The sequence below is a fragment of the Aeromonas sp. R2-4 genome (assembly GCF_040908365.1).
Classification (GTDB): Bacteria; Pseudomonadota; Gammaproteobacteria; order Enterobacterales; family Aeromonadaceae; genus Aeromonas; species Aeromonas veronii.
Genome location: NZ_JBFODO010000040.1, coordinates 1 through 19,011 on the forward strand (window position 1 = coordinate 1; position 19,011 = coordinate 19,011).

General features: G+C 56.6%; 17 protein-coding genes. 10 read left to right on the forward strand and 7 right to left on the reverse strand.

The features are described 5' to 3' along the window. Positions 1-68 precede the first annotated feature (68 nt). Positions 69-1,231, forward strand: a protein-coding gene (locus tag AB5Z05_RS15495; RefSeq protein ID WP_368150226.1) for an IS3 family transposase whose coding sequence is annotated in 2 segments (ribosomal slippage) — positions 69-324 and positions 324-1,231 — 1,164 coding nt in all. Because the reading frame shifts where the segments join, the coding sequence is not laid out codon by codon here. A 26-nt stretch (positions 1,232-1,257) separates the two neighbouring features. On the opposite strand, the gene AB5Z05_RS15500 is transcribed toward AB5Z05_RS15495, so the two are convergent. The 3 genes from AB5Z05_RS15500 to AB5Z05_RS15510 form a co-directional block, all read right to left on the reverse strand. Beyond that, positions 1,258-1,554, reverse strand: coding sequence for a putative quinol monooxygenase (locus AB5Z05_RS15500; protein WP_368152123.1), 297 nt, complete (start codon positions 1,552-1,554; stop codon positions 1,258-1,260). A 197-nt stretch (positions 1,555-1,751) separates the two neighbouring features. After that, positions 1,752-2,471, reverse strand: coding sequence for a hypothetical protein (locus AB5Z05_RS15505; RefSeq protein WP_270656697.1), 720 nt, complete (start codon positions 2,469-2,471; stop codon positions 1,752-1,754). A gap of 678 nt (positions 2,472-3,149) precedes the next feature. Further along, entirely contained in the window at positions 3,150-3,554 is a 405-nt protein-coding gene (locus AB5Z05_RS15510) for a DUF6404 family protein (protein ID WP_005350859.1), read from the reverse strand. 191 nt (positions 3,555-3,745) lie between these two features. Here AB5Z05_RS15510 and AB5Z05_RS15515 point away from each other — a divergent pair, with 191 nt between their 5' ends. Beyond that, positions 3,746-4,648, forward strand: a complete 903-nt coding sequence (locus AB5Z05_RS15515) for a LysR substrate-binding domain-containing protein (protein ID WP_368152124.1) — start codon at positions 3,746-3,748, stop codon at positions 4,646-4,648. Between the two features lie 171 nt (positions 4,649-4,819). On the opposite strand, the gene AB5Z05_RS15520 is transcribed toward AB5Z05_RS15515, so the two are convergent. The 4 genes from AB5Z05_RS15520 to AB5Z05_RS15535 form a co-directional block, all read right to left on the reverse strand. Further along, entirely contained in the window at positions 4,820-5,053 is a 234-nt protein-coding gene (locus tag AB5Z05_RS15520; RefSeq protein WP_204383566.1) for a hypothetical protein, read from the reverse strand. Positions 5,054-5,246: 193 nt separating this feature from the next. Continuing rightward, positions 5,247-7,223 (reverse strand): methyl-accepting chemotaxis protein, encoded by a 1,977-nt coding sequence (locus AB5Z05_RS15525; protein ID WP_368152125.1) that lies wholly within the window; start codon positions 7,221-7,223, stop codon positions 5,247-5,249. Positions 7,224-7,448: 225 nt separating this feature from the next. Further along, positions 7,449-8,951, reverse strand: a complete 1,503-nt coding sequence (glpK, locus tag AB5Z05_RS15530) for a glycerol kinase GlpK (protein WP_005337546.1) — start codon at positions 8,949-8,951, stop codon at positions 7,449-7,451. Between the two features lie 54 nt (positions 8,952-9,005). Further along, positions 9,006-9,854 (reverse strand): MIP/aquaporin family protein, encoded by an 849-nt coding sequence (locus tag AB5Z05_RS15535; RefSeq protein ID WP_005350866.1) that lies wholly within the window; start codon positions 9,852-9,854, stop codon positions 9,006-9,008. Between the two features lie 489 nt (positions 9,855-10,343). On the opposite strand from AB5Z05_RS15535, the gene glpT reads away from it, so the two are divergent. From glpT to AB5Z05_RS15575, 8 genes are all read left to right on the forward strand, one after another. Beyond that, a complete protein-coding gene (gene glpT, locus AB5Z05_RS15540; protein WP_005337540.1) occupies positions 10,344-11,702 on the forward strand; it encodes a glycerol-3-phosphate transporter in 1,359 nt (452 codons plus the stop codon). A gap of 102 nt (positions 11,703-11,804) precedes the next feature. After that, the gene (locus AB5Z05_RS15545; RefSeq protein WP_005337538.1) at positions 11,805-12,563 is read left to right on the forward strand and encodes a DeoR/GlpR family transcriptional regulator; all 759 of its coding nucleotides are present in this window, start codon (positions 11,805-11,807) and stop codon (positions 12,561-12,563) included. 317 nt (positions 12,564-12,880) lie between these two features. Continuing rightward, entirely contained in the window at positions 12,881-14,368 is a 1,488-nt protein-coding gene (gene glpD, locus AB5Z05_RS15550) for a glycerol-3-phosphate dehydrogenase (RefSeq protein WP_103251020.1), read from the forward strand. Between the two features lie 106 nt (positions 14,369-14,474). Next, positions 14,475-15,563, forward strand: a complete 1,089-nt coding sequence (gene glpQ, locus AB5Z05_RS15555) for a glycerophosphodiester phosphodiesterase (protein WP_103251021.1) — start codon at positions 14,475-14,477, stop codon at positions 15,561-15,563. 218 nt (positions 15,564-15,781) lie between these two features. Further along, a complete protein-coding gene (gene eco, locus AB5Z05_RS15560; protein WP_005337529.1) occupies positions 15,782-16,264 on the forward strand; it encodes a serine protease inhibitor ecotin in 483 nt (160 codons plus the stop codon). 298 nt (positions 16,265-16,562) lie between these two features. After that, positions 16,563-16,934: a DUF413 domain-containing protein gene (locus AB5Z05_RS15565; RefSeq protein WP_005350885.1), complete on the forward strand. Its 372-nt coding sequence runs from the start codon at positions 16,563-16,565 to the stop codon at positions 16,932-16,934. Beyond that, positions 16,934-17,806 carry an HTH-type transcriptional regulator HdfR gene (hdfR, locus tag AB5Z05_RS15570; RefSeq protein WP_005337525.1) on the forward strand — a complete coding sequence of 291 codons (873 nt, stop codon included), beginning with the start codon at positions 16,934-16,936 and terminating at the stop codon, positions 17,804-17,806. Before AB5Z05_RS15565 ends, hdfR begins: the two co-directional genes overlap by 1 nt. Before the next feature lie 171 nt (positions 17,807-17,977). Continuing rightward, a complete protein-coding gene (locus AB5Z05_RS15575) occupies positions 17,978-18,919 on the forward strand; it encodes a hypothetical protein (protein ID WP_005347040.1) in 942 nt (313 codons plus the stop codon). The last annotated feature ends 92 nt before the right edge of the window (positions 18,920-19,011 follow it).

A 19,011-nucleotide genomic window follows, 5' to 3' on the forward strand; every position in this document is an offset into this window, starting at 1 on the left:
TGTAGTGGTCTAATCATCCCGGACACCATTTTAGGTGGTACAGTCGCCACCATGACCTGAGGTGTTCAATGACAAGATTACGTCGCTCATTTACTGCCGAATTCAAACTCGAAGCCGCATCCCTGGTGCTCGACCAGGGATATTCTGTCCCCGAAGCCAGTCGTTCACTGGATATCGGTGAAACCATACTTCGCCGCTGGGTTCGGCAACTGCAATCCGAACGCAGTGGCACTACCCCAATCAGCAAAGCACTGACTCTGGAGCAGCAAAAAATTCAGGAACTGGAAGCCCGCATCAACCGGCTCGAACGTGAGAAGGACATTCTAAAAAAGGCTACTGCTCTCTTGATGACGGACGAGTTCACACGTACGCGCTGATAGACCGATTAAGGGAGCAAGCCCCCATCACTCTGGTCTGCTGCGCCTTCGATGTTCCCACCTCCTGTTTTTACGATTATCTGGCTCGCAGGCGGACGATTAACCGTGAGCGCATGCAACAGCGCTCTGAGTTGCGCCGTTTGTTCAAAGAGAGCAGGGATTCGGCTGGCAGCCGCGCCTTGATGTCGATGATGCGAGAGTTGGGGTATCAGATTGGTCGATTCAAAGTACGTAACCTGATGAAGGAAGCCGGCCTGGCATCCAAACAGCCGGGCGCACACCGCTATAAGGTGGCACGGTCTGAACGACCGGACATTCCCAATCTGCTGGCCCGCGAATTTGATGTCCAACAACCCAATCAGGTGTGGTGTGGCGATATCACCTACGTCTGGGCAGGTGGTCGTTGGCATTACCTGGCAGCGGTGCTTGACCTGCATACCCGGCGGGTTGTGGGGTGGGCGATGTCAGATAAACCAGATGCCGAGCTGGCCATCAAAGCACTTGAGATGGCGTATCAGCAGCGGGGTTGTCCGTCAGGCGTGCTGTTTCACTCTGACCAGGGCAGCCAATATGGCAGCCGGGCATTTCGGCAACGACTGTGGCGCTATCGCATGACCCAGAGTATGAGTCGGCGTGGCAACTGCTGGGATAACGCCCCGATGGAACGGTTGTTCAGAAGCCTGAAGTCAGAGTGGCTCCCGGCAAGGGGATATATGAGCCTGCGGGAAGCAAAGCGGGATATCAGTTATTACCTGATGGATCACTACAACTGGCGACGTCCACATCAATACAATGACGGGATACCGCCAGCAAAAGCCGAGGATCGGCCTAACCAAGTGTCCGGATTTAGTTGACCACTACAAACAGGCTCTAGGGCCAGTCAGGCGCCCAATGGCTGATAGCGGCGAATGGTGCTGCTGGCAAACCAGGGCTCGGCCTTGGCGACAAATTCGGTAAAGTGGGGTTGGCCCTGATGGACGGTGAGGGCTGCTTCGCTCTCCCACACTTCGTAGAGCATCCAGCTGTGTGGATTGTCCAAGTCCTGATGCAGCTGATAGCGTTGGCAGCCCGCCTCTTGCAAGGTGGCCGCAATCAGCGGCTCAAGGGCGGCGCGAAACTGGGTGGCGAATTCGGGTTTGGCTTCAAGCTGGGCAATCACAATCACGGGTGATGACATCTGAACCTCCTTGGCAAAAACGAAGGGCCAGTATGCCTGCCGTGACTTGCTGGAAACAGGGCGCTGGTTGCAAAACAGTATTGAGGGGAGAGCAGCAATGGGGATAACTATGCAGATTATTCCAGCACTGTTCACGCTTGAGCTTATATTAATTATTATGAAGTGGTGTTATACAGGTTAACACCACTTCACTTCAATTAAACTAATGGAACGCCATCAAATTTCACACCTTTCCTGACTCCATTTAAGCCAGAGAGTTTTACGCGTAGTGAGGTTAACTTCTGGGAGTTTTCATTAGTCAGTTTAAATGCAATCATTACGGTTGTTTTTACACCTTTTGGCAAAGCGAAGGTTTTATATGTTGATACATTTGATGAGCCTATAACTAATGAGTCAAGCTCCATCTCATTGCTTACGTCATCAAAGGCGCGAGTATCACCAGAAAAAGAAACATCCCGATCTGCATTATTATTTAGAAGATCTAATTTGCACGCAATTTTTCCCATTACCTTCTGACATCCACGCAGTTGGATCGAGATGTTCTCGATGGTTTCTATACGTTTTCCAAGAATAGTTGCACTGTCATTGTAGGCGTAAACAGCTTCTTGCTCCGAACTTCCAAATAATGGGTCTTGGTATTTTGTCCCCACCCAGAAAAAGCTAAATGCTGTAACGAAATATATAATAACAACTGATAGGTGACGAATAACCGAGGGGAGTTTTTGAAGAAAAAAATAAACAACGACCCAACATATGGCAACTAAAGAAGAGGTAAATAAAAGGACGTTTTTCCAGTTGATTGCTTCCATTCCCAAAACTGATGGGTCTGGCACAACGTATGTAAATACTGCCCAGCCGGCCCCAAGAAGTGAGGTTAAGAAACCAAAAGACCATCCAAGTATACTTTTATTTTCCATGCAACCCCCGTTCAAAATAAATAAAAGGTAAGTGAATTATAATCATGCTCCCACTTCATTTCTTAATAAAAACCATTATTTACATTAGGATGAAGATGCATGATTTACTGAAAATCCAATAAGTTTTGATTAATTAAATTAATTTTTTCAAAGAGCAAAAAATTATGGTTTTTCCAAAAAACCATGGATGTGAATTTTATTCCATTTGAGGCCCTCCTTGCAATGGTCAGATCAAGAAATTAAGTTAGCAGATGCTTATTTATCCCTCCTCATTTACTAACAGAAGGACGCTCTGAGTGATGAGAGTTCTTCATATCTTGCTGTAGGCACTCAACTGTTTGCTCATCTAGTGAATTGTTCGGTTATCTGTGGCAGTGAACGTTGTCCAAGCTATGACCAATCATTACAAGGCTGCCATGATGGCCGGATGAAGCTTTTTTGCGATCACCATGCCAAGGAAAATGGAGGCAAATAGAGGGAGAGGATCCCAGCTTCGTCGATAGCTGCGCCAGTTGCCATTGTGGTGGCGGAAAAGCCTGTAGGCGAGAACCAAGAGGCCAATGGCGGTTTGGATTAGGCAGTTAATTGAAAAGCTGATAAAAAATTTAACGAAATCTGGCAAGGTGAGAGTCCGAGTCTGTGAAAGTGTGCTCTTCAGAGCCTGTATTGCACCCAGTTTCAATCGGCAGCAGGAGCTTTAACCTTCTTCTCTGTGCCTTCACTGATGTGCTGGTGCTCCAACTGCTCCCATGGGGTCAATCCAAGCTGCCGGCGCTTGAGCCAGAGTCCAATTAAGGTGAAAAGACCAAATACGCCAGCGAACATGGCTGTGTTGAACAGGGCTGATAAAAGATCCCTTCCCTCTGGATGCCAGACGAATGTCCACATAATCAGACCCCATAACGGCGCAATAGAGAGGCCGGAACAGAGGAAATTGGTAAGCCAGCCCGCGTAATAAGGCGGCTTGACGGGGACGCCGAGTTTACGCAGCAATTTGAACAGCCACGGATTGTAGTGAAATTCCTTGAGGCCACTGTCAGCCAGTAGTTGATGGGCAATAGCCAGCCGTTCTTCAAACTCCATTAATGTATCTCCTTGATGACATGGCTTCATACGATTCCTTTTTATAGCATTCTACTGATTAAACAGGATGAGAGATAGTGATTCTCTCTGGTTATTTCTCTTCGAAAAACAAGATCGTCTCTCTGAGCACGCTTGCTAATCCACAGCGGCTGCGCCTATAAAGGCCCATTACTCTTGTCCGGATAACAGCAATGAAGACCCATTCTGATGAACTGACCCTGTTTGTGGCGGTGGTGGAGGCGGGCAGTTTTCGCCAGGCTGCGGAGAACCTCGGCATGGACAACTCGGTGGTGAGTCGCGGCATCAAGCGGCTGGAGGAGAAGCTCTCAACCGTTTTGCTCAATCGCACCACCCGCCGGGTCAGCCTGACCGAGGAGGGGAGCTGGTTCTATCAGCGGGCGGTGAAGATCCTGACCGAGATGAGCGAGGCGGAGGGGCATCTGCTGATGCGCCGGGAACAACCCGAAGGGGTGTTGAGAGTCGATGCGGCCACCCCCTTTATCCTGCACCGGCTGGTGCCGATCATCGGCGAGTTTCGCCGCCGCTACCCTGCCATAGAGTTGCAGCTGCACAGCTCGGAGGGTTTTATCAATCTGATGGAGCGGCGGGTGGACATGGCCATCCGCATCGGCGAGCTGACCGACTCCTCCCTGCGTGCGCTGCCCCTTGGCCGTTCGCGGTTGCGGCTGCTGGCCTCTCCTGCTTACTTGAGCGAGCGCGGCACCCCGCGCCAACCGGCAGATCTGCTGAGCGGTCACGAGTTGCTTGGCTTTTTGCATCCCGATCACCTCAACCACTGGCCGCTGCTCAGTGCCGAGCAGGGGGATCGCTTTGCCATCACCCCCAGCCTGCGTGCCAGCAGCGGCGAAACCTTGCGTCAGCTGGCGCTGGCGGGGCAGGGGATCGTCTGTCTGTCGGATTTCATGACCGGGCCGGATCGAGAGAGCGGCGCGCTGGTGGAGGTGCTGGCGCGCAGCAACAGTGGCGCCTCGCGCCCCATCAATGCGGTCTTCTACTCCGATGCCCAGCGGGATATCCGGCTGCGTGTCTGGCTCGACTTTCTTAAAGAGCAGCTTGGCAGCGATACCCTGTAGTTCAGGTTGGTTTGTGCGGTTTGTTTGAACGGTGAGTCGCTGCGGTTTGCTTGGCGAAGAACAAGCCGCGCCTTCGTTGCGGCCAATCAGCATGAGCCAGGTGGCAGATAAACAGACGGCCGACTTGAGGGTCGGCCGCCGGTTCGGGAAGGTGTGTGAGGTGAAGCGCAGTTACCGTGGCAGTTTGCCCCATACTCGGTTGAGCAGGGCGCCGCCGATCACCGGCGGAATGGCCAGCAGCAGGGTCCACTGCCAGGAGAGGCCGCCGACGGTGGCGGCCAGTACGATGCAGGTGAGCACCACCAGCTGGGCCACCATCATCAGGAAGGTGCCTTCGCGGGGGGTCAGTGTCTCTTTTTGAGTGGCGACGTGAGCTACGGGCGCTTGATTGGTGGTCGGTTTCATGGCGATATCCCTCTGTTGAGTCTGATATCACTAAGCAATGGCCGTTCCACATTTTTTTATGTTATTTATCAGTGACTTGTACTGTTTTTCGTCATTCCCGTTTCGAGAGCGCAGGCAAAATGATTTGCAAAATGAAAACGCCACCCTGAGGTGGCGTCTTGGTTATTGAGAGGGAGAGAGGGAAGCTGCGGGTCTAGCCAATCCGGTATTGGCGGATCTGCTCGTCGATGGCTTTGGCCAGTTCGAACAGTTCGCGGCTGGCAGCATTGCTCTCCTGCGCGTGTTCCCGCTGGTGTTCGGCCACCATGGCCAGCTCGTCGAGCGCGGTTCTGGCTTGCCCCATCTGTTGATTCTGCGCCTGCGCCAGCGCGCTGATCTCGTTGATCTCGAGGGCGGTCTGGTTGATCTGGCTGGTGGCATCAACCAGCACCTCTCTGGCCTGATTCATCCGGTTGTATCCCTCTTCGCTCAGGTTGCGGGAGTCTGCCATCGAGCTGCTGGCCTGCCGCGTTCCCTCCTGCAGGCGCAAGATAAGATCCTGCACATCCTTGGTGGCGGTCTGGGTACGCACCGCCAGTTGGCGTACCTCGTCGGCCACCACCGCAAAGCCCCGTCCCATATCCCCTGCCCGGGCCGCTTCGATGGCCGCATTGAGGGCCAGCAGGTTGGTCTGGTTCGAGACATCGCGGATGAGGTTCATGATCTGGGTGATGTTGTTACTGTCTTTCACTACTTCATCGAGCAGGGCAGAGGAGCTGCCGATGCTGCTGCGCAAGCTGTCGAGTTGCGCGGCGCTCTGGGTCACATCCTGCTCGATGCTGAGCATATGGTTGGCGATGCGTTGGGTCACGTCGTTGACCCCTTCAGAGCGGCTGGCGATCTGCTCGGCATTGTCGCCGATGGTGGTGACCACAGTGGTCAGCTCCTGAATGCTCTGGGCCTGCTGGCATGCTTCTCCTGCCAGTGCCTGGGCCTGCTGCATGGATTGGGACGACTGGGCGGAGAGGGCGCTGCCTGACTGCTGGAAGCGGGAGAAGCTCTGGTTCAGGCTCTGGATCAGCCGATTGAAGCTTTGGGCCATCAGCCCCAGCTCCGACTCGTCAGAGAAGTCGAGACGGGTTGCCAGATCCCGATCGGCAGTGATGTGGTGCATGCCATCGGCAGCCTGACGAATGGGGCGACTGATGGAGTGAGCCAGCCAGGCGGAGGCCAGCATGGCGATCCCGCCGATGGCGAGCGACACCATGATAATGAGCTGGCGGGATTCCTGCAGTCCCTCTTCCAGCTCGGCGCTGTTGATCTCGCCAATCAGCAGTCGGTTGAGGGTGGGGATGTAACGTACCGCGATGAGGTAGGTTTGCCCCTCCAGTGTTAGCGCCTCTACGGCCACCTGTTCCCGGGCATTGGGAATAAGCCGCTTGACGGTATCGAGGAAGGATTGCTGGTGGTGGGCTGCCCCCTCCACCTCCTGCTCGGGGTGGATCTCGATATTGCCCTCCATGTCGGCCAGATAGACCTGACCGCTCTTGCCGATCCGGTAGCCGCTGATGAGTTTGCTCAGGGCGCTCATGTCGATGGAGGTGCCTGCCACTGCCAGGGTCTTGCCCTCGTGGGTGACGGCGGTGTTGATATAGAGGGAGGCGCGCTTGTCAAAATCCGAGATGTCGAGGTTCAGCTCATAGGGTTTGCTGCGTTTGAGAAAGCCGAAAAACCACCCATCTTTCGGGTCTGATTCGCTCAGCGATTTCTGGGCGGTGGGGCCGCCGCTGAAGTTGATCAGGGTGTTGCTCTGGCGGGGGGCGATAAAGACGTTGCCGCCGATCCGCCGTTGCAGATCCTGAAAGTAACGCTCCATGGCGGACCACTCTTGCTCTGGCATGCCAGCGGTCAGCCAGTCGATGACAAAACGGTTGCTGGCCAGCGCCTGTGCTTCGGTCAGGTGCTGGATAAGCTGGGCGGTCAGCTGGTTGGCAATGCGATCCACGCTGCTTGGCAGCTCGTAGCGTTCGACCCGCTGCTGGGCCTGACTGTGGGATATCTGCTCGAGGATCAAGGTGATGCAGCTGATGGCGATGGCCATCAGTATCGCTACGCCAGCGAGGATCCGGGTGCGGATCCCGAGCCCTGACCAGAGTGAGTGCAGTGTAAAACGGTGTATCGCCCTCTCCATATCGCTCTCCTCATAAATAAGGTCGCATATGCGACCCAGATGATGATTATAGATAGAGAACTCAATTGCGTTGTGGTGGATGGTGACAACAGAGGGCGGCAGAAAAACAGGAGGGAGCAATGAGCGGGGAAGGGGGCAGAAAGCGGCAAGGGAAGCATAAAAAGAGAGGCCGACATTGCGGTCGGCCTCTTTGGTGTTTATCTCAACGGAATATCGGGTGCCCGATCAATCCTCTTCAGCCCAACGGCGTGAACGCTCAACTGCTTTTTGCCAGCCGCTGTAACGTTTGGCGCGATCGTCTCTGTCCATCTGCGGAATGAACTCGCGGTCCACGCTGAACTTGTCTTCCAGCTCGTCGGAGCTCTTCCAGAAGCCGACTGCCAGACCCGCCAGGAAGGCGGCGCCCATGGCGGTGGTCTCGATGCGAGTCGGACGTACCACCGGAGTGTGCATCATGTCAGCCTGGAACTGCATCAGGAAGTCGTTGGCCACGGCGCCGCCGTCCACTTTCAGCGCTGCCAGCTTGATGCCGGAGTCCTGCTGCATTGCATCCAGCACATCGCGGCTCTGATAGGCGATGGATTCCAGCGCGGCACGGATGATGTGGTTGCGGTTGGCGCCACGGGTCAGACCGACCATGGTGCCGCGAGCATACGGATCCCAGTAGGGCGCGCCCAGACCGACGAAGGCCGGTACCAGATAGACGCCGTTGGTATCACCCACCTTGGAGGCGAAGTAGTCGGTATCGCGGGCATCGTGAATGATCTTCAGCTCGTCACGCAGCCACTGGATGGTGGCGCCGCCCATAAATACCGCACCCTCGAGGGCATAATTCACTTCCCCTTTCGGGCCGATGGCAACGGTAGTCAGCAGGCCGTTGCTGGAGCGAACCGGCTCGGTGCCGGTGTTCATCAGCATGAAGCAGCCGGTGCCGTAGGTGTTCTTGGCCATCCCTTTTTCAAAGCAGAGCTGGCCGAACAGGGCAGACTGCTGGTCACCGGCAATACCGGCGATGGGGATGCGGGAGCCGCCGCCACGGGTGGTGTAGCCATAGACCTCGGAAGATGGTTTCACTTCCGGCAGCATGGACATGGGGATGCCCAGCTCGTCCAGCATCTTCTCGTCCCACTTCAGCTCGCGGATGTTGTAGAGCATGGTACGGGAGGCGTTGGTCGGATCGGTGACGTGCACTTCGCCATTGGTCATCTTCCAGACCAGCCAGGTGTCGATGGTGCCGAACAGCAGCTCGCCGTTCATCGCCTTCTCGCGGGCACCTTCCACGTTGTCGAGGATCCACTTCACCTTGGTACCGGAGAAGTAGGCATCCAGCACCAGACCGGTGTTTTCGCGAACGTACTCTTCCAGACCGCGTGCTTTCAGCTCCTCGCAGATGGCGGCGGTGCGGCGGCACTGCCAGACGATGGCGTTGTAGATGGGCTTGCCGGTGGCCTTTTCCCAGACGACGGTGGTTTCACGCTGGTTGGTGATACCGATGGCGGCGATCTCTTCGCTGCGAAGGCCAGTCTTGGCCAGCACTTCGGTAAAGACGGAGGATTGGGTCGCCCAGATCTCCATCGGGTCGTGCTCTACCCAGCCCGCTTTCGGGTAGTGCTGGGTGAATTCGCGCTGGGAGGTACCGACAATGTTGGCATCCTGATCAAACACGATGGCGCGGGAAGAGGTGGTTCCCTGGTCCAGAGCGACGACATATTTCTTTTCAGCAGACATGATGTTCTCCACGTTTCTATTTTCCACGTTTTTATACGTTGGAGGGGGCCGCTCTTATGCGGCAGCCTCTTCTTTGGCGGTTTGGGTCGCTTGCTCGGTGGTGACGACACGGTTGCCCGGGACGCAGGGAGCCAGCACTTTGACATACAGAGCGGTACCAATCTGGGCGCCAACGATGGGGCCAAGGATCGGAACCCAGAAGTAGGGGTTGTCACGACCACCGGTCAGGGCAACATCACCCCAGCCAGCAAAGAACGCGAACAGTTTCGGACCAAAGTCACGAGCCGGGTTCATGGCAAAACCGGTTAACGGGCCAAGGGAGGCGCCGATCACCGCGATCAGGATACCGATCAGCAGAGCGGCTGCGAAACCTTTGGGTGCGCCGTTGTTGTTGTCACCCAGCGCCATGATGCCCAGCATCAGGACGGCGGTGATCACCAGCTCGACGGCGAAGGCTTGCATGTTGGTCAGCAGGGCATTGGGGTAGGTGGAGAAGATCCCGGCGGTGCCGAGGCTCTCGACGCTGCCGCGCACCACGTTATGGGTCACTTCCCACTGGGTGAAAAGGTTACCATAAAGGAAGTAGACAAGGGCGGCGAAGCAGAAGGCACCGGCCATCTGGGCGATGATGTAGGGCACCACCTTGCGCTTGTCGAACCCGCAGAAGGTCATCAGCGCCAGGGTTACAGCCGGGTTCAGGTGGGCACCTGAAATGCCGCCGGTCACATAGATGGCGATGGCCACACCCAGACCCCAGGTAATGGAGATTTCCCACTGCCCGAAGTTGGCGCCAGCCAGCACCAGTGCCGCCACACATCCGACGCCGAAAAATATCAGCAGGCCGGTTCCGATGAACTCGGCGATGCACTCGCCAAGCAGGGTATTGGGTCTTTGTATGCTCATACTTTTGTTCCTTATATCCACCCGTAGAGGTTTGATGTTCCGTTTTATCTTTTTGTGTCTATCCGTTGCTGCCGAAAACGTTTCCTTGTTGTTTTTGCGTCTTGCGCAAACGTTATGCTCGTTTGCGCTCGTTATCGGTCGTGACAGAAAATAACCCTTCCCAATAATTTCACCATCCCCCCTCCATAGGAAATGTGGACAAGATCCCACTCATTGCTAAGAAAATGTGACGTAAAGCATCTTGATAACTGCCACTTACCACTTAGGGGGTAGCTCGCAACCCTTGCCACACAAGGGCTGGCGCTTGCTGAGTGATTTCTCATTTGGAGCTTTTATTTGTAATAAAACTGCAATATTTGAGCATGCATCACAGATTAAATGAGCGCATATGAGCACAATAGGCTCGCTTACGAATTAGTGGACTCACATGATTCGTTGGAATGGTCAGGGCATCCTCAACCGCCCATAACAACAATAAGGAAGCAGAACATGCTTAGTCTCTTCAGGCCTGCGGCGCACATCGACAGGCTCCCGGCTGACAAGGTCGACCCCTTCTACAAACGCATGCGTTGGCAGGTGTTTTTCGGGATCTTCTTCGGTTACGCCGGCTACTATCTGGTACGGAAAAACTTCAGTCTGGCGATGCCCTATCTGATCGAGCAGGGCTTCTCCCGTGGTGATCTCGGTTTCGCGCTCTCCGGGGTCTCCATCGCTTACGGTTTGTCCAAGTTCCTGATGGGGAACGTCTCCGACCGTTCCAACGCCCGTTACTTCCTCTCCGCCGGTCTGCTGCTCTCGGCTGCCATCATGTTCATGATGGGTACCATGCACTGGGCCACCTCCAGCATTGCCATCATGTTTGTGCTGTTGTTCCTGAACGGTTGGGCACAGGGCATGGGCTGGCCGCCCTGCGGTCGCACCATGGTGCACTGGTGGTCACAGAAAGAGCGCGGCGAAGTGGTTGCGGTCTGGAACGTGGCGCACAACGTGGGTGGCGGCATGATTGGCCCGCTGTTTATCCTCGGGATGGGCTGGTTCAACGACTGGCGCAGCGCCTTCTATGTGCCTGCGGCAGCGGCAGCCGCCATCGCGGTGATCGCCTTCTTCGTGATGCGTGATACCCCGCAATCGGTCGGTCTGCCTCCTATCGAGGAGTACAAGAACGACTATCCGAAGGATTACAACGAGAGCCACGAGCAGGAGTTTTCCGCCAAGGAGATCTTCGTCAAGTACGTGCTGCACAACAAACTGCTGTGGTACATCGCGATTGCCAACGCCTTCGTTTACCTCATTCGTTACGGTGTGCTGGACTGGGCGCCAACCTATCTGAAAGAGGCCAAGCACTTCACCGTCGACAACTCCTCTTGGGCTTACTTCCTCTACGAGTGGGCCGGTATTCCGGGCACTCTGCTGTGTGGCTGGATCTCTGACAAGATGTTCCAGGGCCGCCGTGCCCCGGCCGGTATCCTGTTCATGGTGCTGGTGACCCTGGCTGTGCTGGTTTACTGGTTCAACCCGGCCGGCAACCCGACCATCGACATGATGGCGCTGGTGGCAATCGGCTTCCTGATCTACGGCCCTGTCATGCTGATCGGCCTCTATGCTCTTGAGCTGGCACCGAAGAAAGCAGCCGGTACTGCGGCAGGTTTCACCGGTCTGTTCGGTTATCTGGGCGGCGCCGTGGCAGCCAACGCCATGCTGGGTTATACCGTTGACCACTTCGGTTGGGATGGCGGCTTCATGGTGCTGACCGTCTCCTGTGTGCTCTCCATCATCCTGCTGGCGATGACCCTCAAGCATGAGAACATTGCCGTTGCGGCCAAGAAAGCGGCTGCCCATAAGGCATAAAACGTGATCCTCAGCTTATTGATCCCAAAGGGGATCAGGTAAACTGCCAAAAGGCCCCGCATCTGCCGGGGCCTTTTTTTGTCTCATCATCGGAGTGCAAGCGTGAAGCAAACCCAACGACATCTGGAGATCCTGGACGTCCTGACGCGGCAGGGATTTGTCTCGACCGACGATCTGGTGACCCACTTTGACGTCAGCCCCCAGACCATTCGCCGGGATCTGAACGATCTCGCCGAACAGAACAAGATCCGGCGCCATCATGGCGGTGCCTCCCTGCATTCGAGTACCGTCAATACCGCCTATAGCGCCCGTAAAGTGATGCAACTCAAGGAGAAAGAGCGCATCGCCCGCGAGGTAGCGGCCAATATTCCTGACGGCTCATCGCTCTTTATCGACATAGGTACCACCACCGAAGCCATTGCCCGCGCCCTGCTCGATCACCGCGAGCTGCGCATCGTCACCAACAACCTCAACGTGGCCAGCATTTTGACGGCGAAGGATGACTTCACCGTCATCATTGCCGGCGGCGAGATCCGCAACCGCGATGGCGGCATCGTGGGGGAGGCGACCCGCGACTTTATTGGTCAGTTTCGCATGGACTATGGCGTCATCGGGATTTCGGGGATCGACAACGACGGCTCCCTGCTCGATTTCGACTATCACGAGGTGAAGATCGCCCAGGCCATCATCGCCCACTCCCGTCAGGTGTTCCTGGCCGCCGACCACACCAAGTTCGGTCGCAATGCCATGGTCAATCTGGGCAATCTCAGCCAGATCCACGCCCTCTTTACCGATCAGGAGCCACCGGAAAAGCTGGCGCGATTGATGGCGCAACACCAGATCGCCTGCCACATCTGCTGACGGCGAAACACGCCAAGGCTGTGCCGGTCGCCCGTCAGGGCGGCCTCCTTTCTCTTTCTCTCCCCCATCCCTGCACCCATCTCACCCCTTTATAGGTATTGCAAAAACCACTATTCAATCTGGTTTTTTCGGCTATTAACCCGCCGATGTTGGCCCGACGTCATTTGCTCCGCTGACCTGTCCCCTTTGCCACCTCTGGCGGGCTGTGGCGATCACACTTTCATCATAAAATGTTCGTTTGTTGTATTTTCATGTTCTAAAATGAGCGAAATCAAACATTGCTGTTATAGCAATCATAAAAATGAAAGTAGGTGAACATGAGCGAACATTATGATCTGGTCGTCGTCGGTGGCGGCATCAACGGGGTCGGCATCGCAGCTGATGCGGCAGGACGGGGTCTGAAGGTTGCCCTGTTTGAGGCGCAAGATCTCGCCTCTGCCACCTCGTCCAACTCCAGCAAGCTGATCCACGGCGGTTTGCGCTATCTCGAGCATTACGAATTCCGGCTGGTGAAAGAGGCGTTGGCGGAGCGTGAGGTGCTGCTCGGTATGGCGCCTCACATTGCGCGTCCCATGCGTTTTCGCCTGCCGCACCGCCCGCACCTGCGTCCGGCCTGGATGATCCGCGCCGGTCTGTTCCTCTATGACAATCTGGCCAAGCGCGACAAGCTCAAGGGGAGCTGCGGCGTGCGCTTTCTGCCGCAAGATGGCTTGACCGCAGGGATCAATAAGGGGTTTGAATATTCCGATGCTTGGGTCGACGACGCCCGGCTGGTGGTACTCAACGCCATGATGGCCCGTGACAAGGGGGCCGACGTGCAGACCCGCACCCGTTGCATCAAGGCGGTGCGCGGATCCAAACACTGGACGCTCACTTTGGAGCGGGAAGGGGGCGAGCAGTTCACCGTCACCTGCCGTGGTCTGGTCAATGCGGCGGGCCCCTGGGTCAAGACCTTCTATGACGAGAGCCTGCACGAGAAATCCCCCCGCGGCATTCGCCTTATTAAAGGCAGCCACATGATAGTGCCGCGCATCCATGAGCGCGAAGAGGCTTATATCCTGCAGAACGAAGACAACCGCATCGTCTTCGTCATCCCTTATCAGCAGGACTACTCCCTCATCGGCACCACGGATGTGGAGCACCACGGCAGTCCGCGGGAAGCGAAGATCAGCGAGGCCGAAATTACCTACCTGTGCAAGGTGGTCAACGCCCACTTCACTCGCCAAATTGCGCCGAAAGATGTGATCTGGACTTACGCCGGTGTGCGCCCGCTCTGTGATGACGAGTCAGATTCACCGCAGGCGGTGACCCGCGACTACACCCTCGAACTTTCTGGCGAGTCTGACGGTGCGCCGCTCTTGTCGGTGTTTGGCGGCAAGCTCACCACCTATCGCAAGCTGGCGCAGGCCGCCTGCAACAAGCTCAAACCCTGGTTCAGTCAGATGGGGGATGACTGGACGGCGACCAGCCGGCTGCCCGGCGGCGAGTTTGACTGCTCGGTGCGCGAGCTGGCCCGTGCCTTTGCGCTGGAGTTTGACTGGCTCGACGATCGCAGCGCCCTGCGCATTGCCGAAGCTTATGGCGCCCATGCCCGTCTCTGGCTGAAAGAGGATCGCGGCATTCACTTCGGTGGCGGCCTCTACGAGTCGGAAGTGCGCTATCTCATCGAACGGGAGTGGGCCTGTTCACTGGACGATATCCTCTGGCGCCGCAGCAAGCTGGGGCTGCGCCTGAACGACTCAGAGCAGCAGATGCTGCAGATCTGGCTCGACCAATACCATCAGGCTCTGCGCAAGGCGAGCTGATGAGTGACGGTGGGCAGTGCGCTGCTGCCTACCGCTTTCCACCGTAAATATGCAACAAACCTCTGATAGAACAATTACCTACACACAATAATAAAGAGCATCACATATGAAAAAACTCGCCGTTTCCCTCATCGCCTTGAGCCTTGGGGCATCCCTCTCATTACCCGTGTTGGCTGCCGATGAAGGCAAGGTGGTGATCGCCCACCGTGGCGCTTCCGGCTACCTGCCCGAGCATACCCTGGAGTCCAAGGCGCTGGCCTATGGCATGGGGGCCGACTATCTGGAGCAGGATCTGGTCATGACCAAGGATGACCAGCTGGTGGTGATGCACGATCACTTCCTCGATGGCATCACCGATGTGGCGGTGCGCTTCCCCGGTCGTGCCCGTCCGGACGGCCGTTATTATGTGGTGGATTTCACCCTGGACGAGGTGCGCTCCCTGCGTATGACCGAGCCGTTCCAGCTGGTGGATGGCAAGCAGGTGCCGGTCTATCCGGCCCGCTTCCCGCTCTGGAAGTCAGACTTCAAGATCCATACCTTCCAGGAGGAGATCGAGATGATCCAGGGGCTCAACAAGAGCACCGGCAAGAACATCGGCATCTATCCGGAGATCAAGGCGCCCTGGCTGTTCCGTCACGAAGGCAAGGATATCTCCAAGGCGGTGCTGAAGGTGCTCAAGGAGTACGGCTATACCGGGAAGGATGACAAGGTCTATCTGCAGTGCTTCGATGCCGATGAACTCAAGCGCATCAACAGCGAGCTGATGCCCGCCATGGGTATGGATCTGAAACTGGTGCAGCTGATGGCCGAGACCGACTGGAACGAGACCATGGTCTACGACGCCAAGGGTAAGGCGACCCCCTACAACTATGACTGGATGTTCAAGCCGGGAGCGATGAAAACCATCGCCAGCTATGCCGAAGGGATTGGCCCGTGGAAACCGATGATCGTCACCGAGCCGGGCACTTTGGGCAAACCGGTCTTCACCGGCATGGTAAAAGAAGCCCATGCGGCGGGCCTGAAAGTTCACCCCTATACCTTCCGTCAGGATGAGGGGCAGATCCCGGCCTATGCCAAGGACTTCACCGATCTCCTTAACATCTTCCTCTATCAGGCCGATGTGGACGGGGTGTTCAGCGACTTCCCCGACAAGGCGGTGGCCGTCATCAAGGCCCATCAAGAGGCGGCCAAATAGCACTCTGGCGCCATTTGAATGCAAAGCGAGGCCAATTGGCCTCGCTTTTTGTTTCAGGTTCCCGTAACGGGAGTGTGCGCCCTGTCAGAAAATAGCCAGATCACGTCATGGTGTGCCGGATCTGCATCATTTTACGCAGTTTTTACGTAGCAGATCGCTGGCATGAAATCGGCAGAGCGGTTAGTCTAGCGGCGTTGAACCAACCCCATGAGGTACAGATGAAAACCGTATTGCGTTTTAGCCTGCTGGGCGCCTTGTTGCTGGGTGGCCATGCTTTCGCCGCCGAGCCGAAAAAATTTGATATCAGCATGTTCCCAGCCGCTGACGTGAATCAGGAACGTGTGGTGATCCGCCTGCCTGAAGTCGAGAAAGAAGCCGACATGATGGTCGAGCTGCAGGTCGGCAAAAAGATGATGGTTGATTGCAACGTACCGCGTTTTGCAGGCAACCTGGAACAGCACAGCGTCAAAGGCTGGGGCTACAACTACCTGAAACTGGGCAAAGTCTCCGACCCCATCAGCACCCTGATGATGTGCCCGGATAACCAGCAGAAAGAGACCTTCGTCCAGATCTACGGTCAGGGCTTCTTCGTGAACTACAACTCAAAACTGCCGTTCGTGATCTACGTGCCGCAGGAGTATGAAGTGCGCTACCGTCTGTGGCGTGCCGACAACCTGGCCCAACCGGCCATGATTGAGTAAGCATGTTTGAACCAAAGGTTCAGCTGGTTCACCTGATGTGATAAATAAAGCGCCGTATGGCGCTTTATTTTTGCCTGCACAGTCCAGAAAGTGACGTGCAAATTGGCTGCACGTTTACATAAGTTTATTATTTATCAACGTTTTTTGTGTGTTATGCCACAAAATCGGCGTCAGCTATGGGGCAAAGTGACTTCGATAAAAGATATTTATTAACATAGTGAGAAAATTGATTTTGCACTCGGCGATGGCCTGATGATACTTGCCCGCAAAGGTCAAACTAACCAGAAAAAAGAGCACTATGAGCTTCGAATCAGACAAGCGTTTCAACGACTTCAAACATTTTCCCCGTGGCCTGCGTCGCAGTGGCGAATTCACTGTGGCCGAAGCGGACAGTCTGGAAAAGTATGGTACCGCCATGCTGGCACTCTACCAGGGTAATCTGGCACCCCGTGACGATGTCGAGTCCGCCTTCGTCGAGCAGGTCAAATCCGGCGAAGCCGGTGCCAACCCCCATGCCAAGGTGTGGTTCAAATACCTCAAGGTGATCGGTCCCAAGCGCGTTCATCGCCTCTGCACCGTCGTTGGCGGCGCCAGCGAAGAGAGCAGCGGTGGCGGCAGCTTTGATGTCGGTGGTGGCAGCGGCGGTGGCAGTGACGAGTCCATCGATTAATGGATACCGAGCTGCTTCGGACCTTTATCGAGGTGAGCAAGACCCGACATTTTGGCCGGGCTGCTGAAAATCTCTACCTGACCCAGTCGGCGGTGAGTTTCCGGATCCGCCAGCTAGAGCAGCAACTGGGTGTCAGTCTGTTTGCCCGTCATCGCAACAACATCCGCCTGACCGCCTCCGGTGAGCGTCTGCTGCCCTACGCAGACGCCATCTTGCACACCCTTGGTCGTGCCAAGCAGGATGTGGCGCTCTCGCCGGGATTCAGCCAGCAGTTGGCCATCGGCGCGCCCGCGGTGTTCTGGGAGCTCGATTTCAACGACTGGCTCAATCACATCTATGCATTGGCGCCCGGTTTGGCGGTGCGGCTGGAAACTGCTTCCCGCGAGCACCTCTGCCGCCAGTTGCTGGAGCGCTCCCTCGATCTGGCCCTGCTCTCCGAGCCCACCAAGATCGACGAGATTGCCCTGCATCCCATCGGTGAGCTGGTGTTCGAGCTGGTGAGCCGGGATCCGGCCGCCAATGCCGACAACCTGATGCAGATGCCGCACATCCACCTCGACTGGGGTACCAGCTTCGAGCCGCAACCCAGCCGCTTGCAGAGCCTGCAAAAGACCCCGGTGCTGCACTCCAGCTCCGCCAGCATGGCGTTGCAGTTTGTGTTGGCCAACGGTGGCGCTGCCTACCTGCCACGGCGGATGGTCAGCCCCTTCCTCGAGAAGGGGGCGTTGCATCTGGTAGAAGGGGGCCAGCCGCTGAGTCGTCCGCTCTATCTCGCCTATCTGGAGAAATCAGATCGCCGGGAGCTGATCGATCAGCTGCTGACCCTGCCACTGGGTTGGCACGATGCCGAGCTGCGCCTCAACGTCGAATAAGCGTCGAGTGTTATCCAAGGAAGAGCCCACCCCACGGTGGGCTCTTCTGTCTGGGGAAAATTGCAGGGAGCGAGGTCACGTAATTGGCGCGGAAGGCTTGGCGTCATCGGCCTGTAACGGTACCTTTTCAGGCTGTTTATCCGATTGAGCACTGACAGGGATGGATTGTAATTGATCGACTTTAGTCACCCCGAATGGCGGGCACTGGCGCAGCAGTTGCTGAGCCACTCACCAGTGGTGATCCGTGGCCGCCAGTGGCAACCGCTGGTGGGCTTGCTCAAGGATAACCAGCTGCTGCTCGCCCATGGCAGCCACAGCTATGAGCTCACCCCGGCCGGGCGGCGCTATCTCACCCGCGAGCTGATGCTGGCCGAGATCGCCACCGCTCCCCCCGAGCCAGAGGAGTGGTTGCATGCTCAGGGCTGGCAATTGGGGGAGCAGGTCAACGAACGGGTGCTGGCGGCGCTCTATCGCAAGTCAGAGGTGAACTTCACCCCCAACGAGCAGATCGATTTCGAGGACAAGGGGATCCGGCTCTGTGCCGATCAGCTGTTGCGCTTGCGCGCCGCCCAGCCGTTCAGCCTCTTTTTCAGTGGCGGCACCCTGATCGACGCAGCCCCCTGGTTGCAGGCGCTGGGGGAGGTGGCCCTACCCGAGCGCACCCTGGCGGGTCTTGGCAAGATCCTGTGGGGGGAGGGGAGTATCGAGCGGGTGATCACCACCGATAGCGTCGGCGCCTTTGCCGAGCTGCCTCTTGAACCCGGCACCTTGCTGGTGTGGGCACCCCCATCGGCTCCTCTAGCCTTACAGCAGGTGGTGGCCGCCTTGCCCCCCAATGTGTTGTGGAGTCATCTCACCGCCCTCGACCCTGCCGGGGTTGATCGGCTGCAGGCGCTGGCCCAGCGCTTGGGTCGTCCGGCCAGCTGGTGGCTGCCTCGTGATCTGGCCCCCATCCTCAGTGCGTATGCCCAACCTTTGACTGAGGCCCGGCCCTGGGAACCGAGCCGGATCCCCAAGTCATTGTTAGCAGTTTGTAGCGGTTTGGTTGAGTCCAATGGTGGCTTGTCGGCCGAGGTGTGCGCACTGGCGCCAGCGTGGCATGCCGTTGGTTGAAATTGGTCTGAAAGCGAGCCAAAAAGCGGTTTTCCCTCATTGAACGCGGTGATATAAAGAGTTGACGAAGCGCTCGCCAGATGAGCGCTTTT

Bases quoted from the DNA above. Each gene is read 5' to 3' on its own strand.
- AB5Z05_RS15510 (WP_005350859.1), bottom strand. From the start codon at position 3,554: ATGGAGTTTGAAGAACGGCTGGCTATTGCCCATCAACTACTGGCTGAC.
- AB5Z05_RS15505 (WP_270656697.1), bottom strand. From the start codon at position 2,471: ATGGAAAATAAAAGTATACTTGGATGGTCTTTTGGTTTCTTAACCTCA.
- glpK (WP_005337546.1), bottom strand. From the start codon at position 8,951: ATGTCTGCTGAAAAGAAATATGTCGTCGCTCTGGACCAGGGAACCACC.
- AB5Z05_RS15500 (WP_368152123.1), bottom strand. From the start codon at position 1,554: ATGTCATCACCCGTGATTGTGATTGCCCAGCTTGAAGCCAAACCCGAA.
- glpT (WP_005337540.1), top strand. From the start codon at position 10,344: ATGCTTAGTCTCTTCAGGCCTGCGGCGCACATCGACAGGCTCCCGGCT.
- eco (WP_005337529.1), top strand. From the start codon at position 15,782: ATGAAAACCGTATTGCGTTTTAGCCTGCTGGGCGCCTTGTTGCTGGGT.
- AB5Z05_RS15525 (WP_368152125.1), bottom strand. From the start codon at position 7,223: ATGGAGAGGGCGATACACCGTTTTACACTGCACTCACTCTGGTCAGGG.
- AB5Z05_RS15535 (WP_005350866.1), bottom strand. From the start codon at position 9,854: ATGAGCATACAAAGACCCAATACCCTGCTTGGCGAGTGCATCGCCGAG.
- glpQ (WP_103251021.1), top strand. From the start codon at position 14,475: ATGAAAAAACTCGCCGTTTCCCTCATCGCCTTGAGCCTTGGGGCATCC.
- AB5Z05_RS15515 (WP_368152124.1), top strand. From the start codon at position 3,746: ATGAAGACCCATTCTGATGAACTGACCCTGTTTGTGGCGGTGGTGGAG.
- AB5Z05_RS15520 (WP_204383566.1), bottom strand. From the start codon at position 5,053: ATGAAACCGACCACCAATCAAGCGCCCGTAGCTCACGTCGCCACTCAA.
- AB5Z05_RS15565 (WP_005350885.1), top strand. From the start codon at position 16,563: ATGAGCTTCGAATCAGACAAGCGTTTCAACGACTTCAAACATTTTCCC.
- glpD (WP_103251020.1), top strand. From the start codon at position 12,881: ATGAGCGAACATTATGATCTGGTCGTCGTCGGTGGCGGCATCAACGGG.
- hdfR (WP_005337525.1), top strand. From the start codon at position 16,934: ATGGATACCGAGCTGCTTCGGACCTTTATCGAGGTGAGCAAGACCCGA.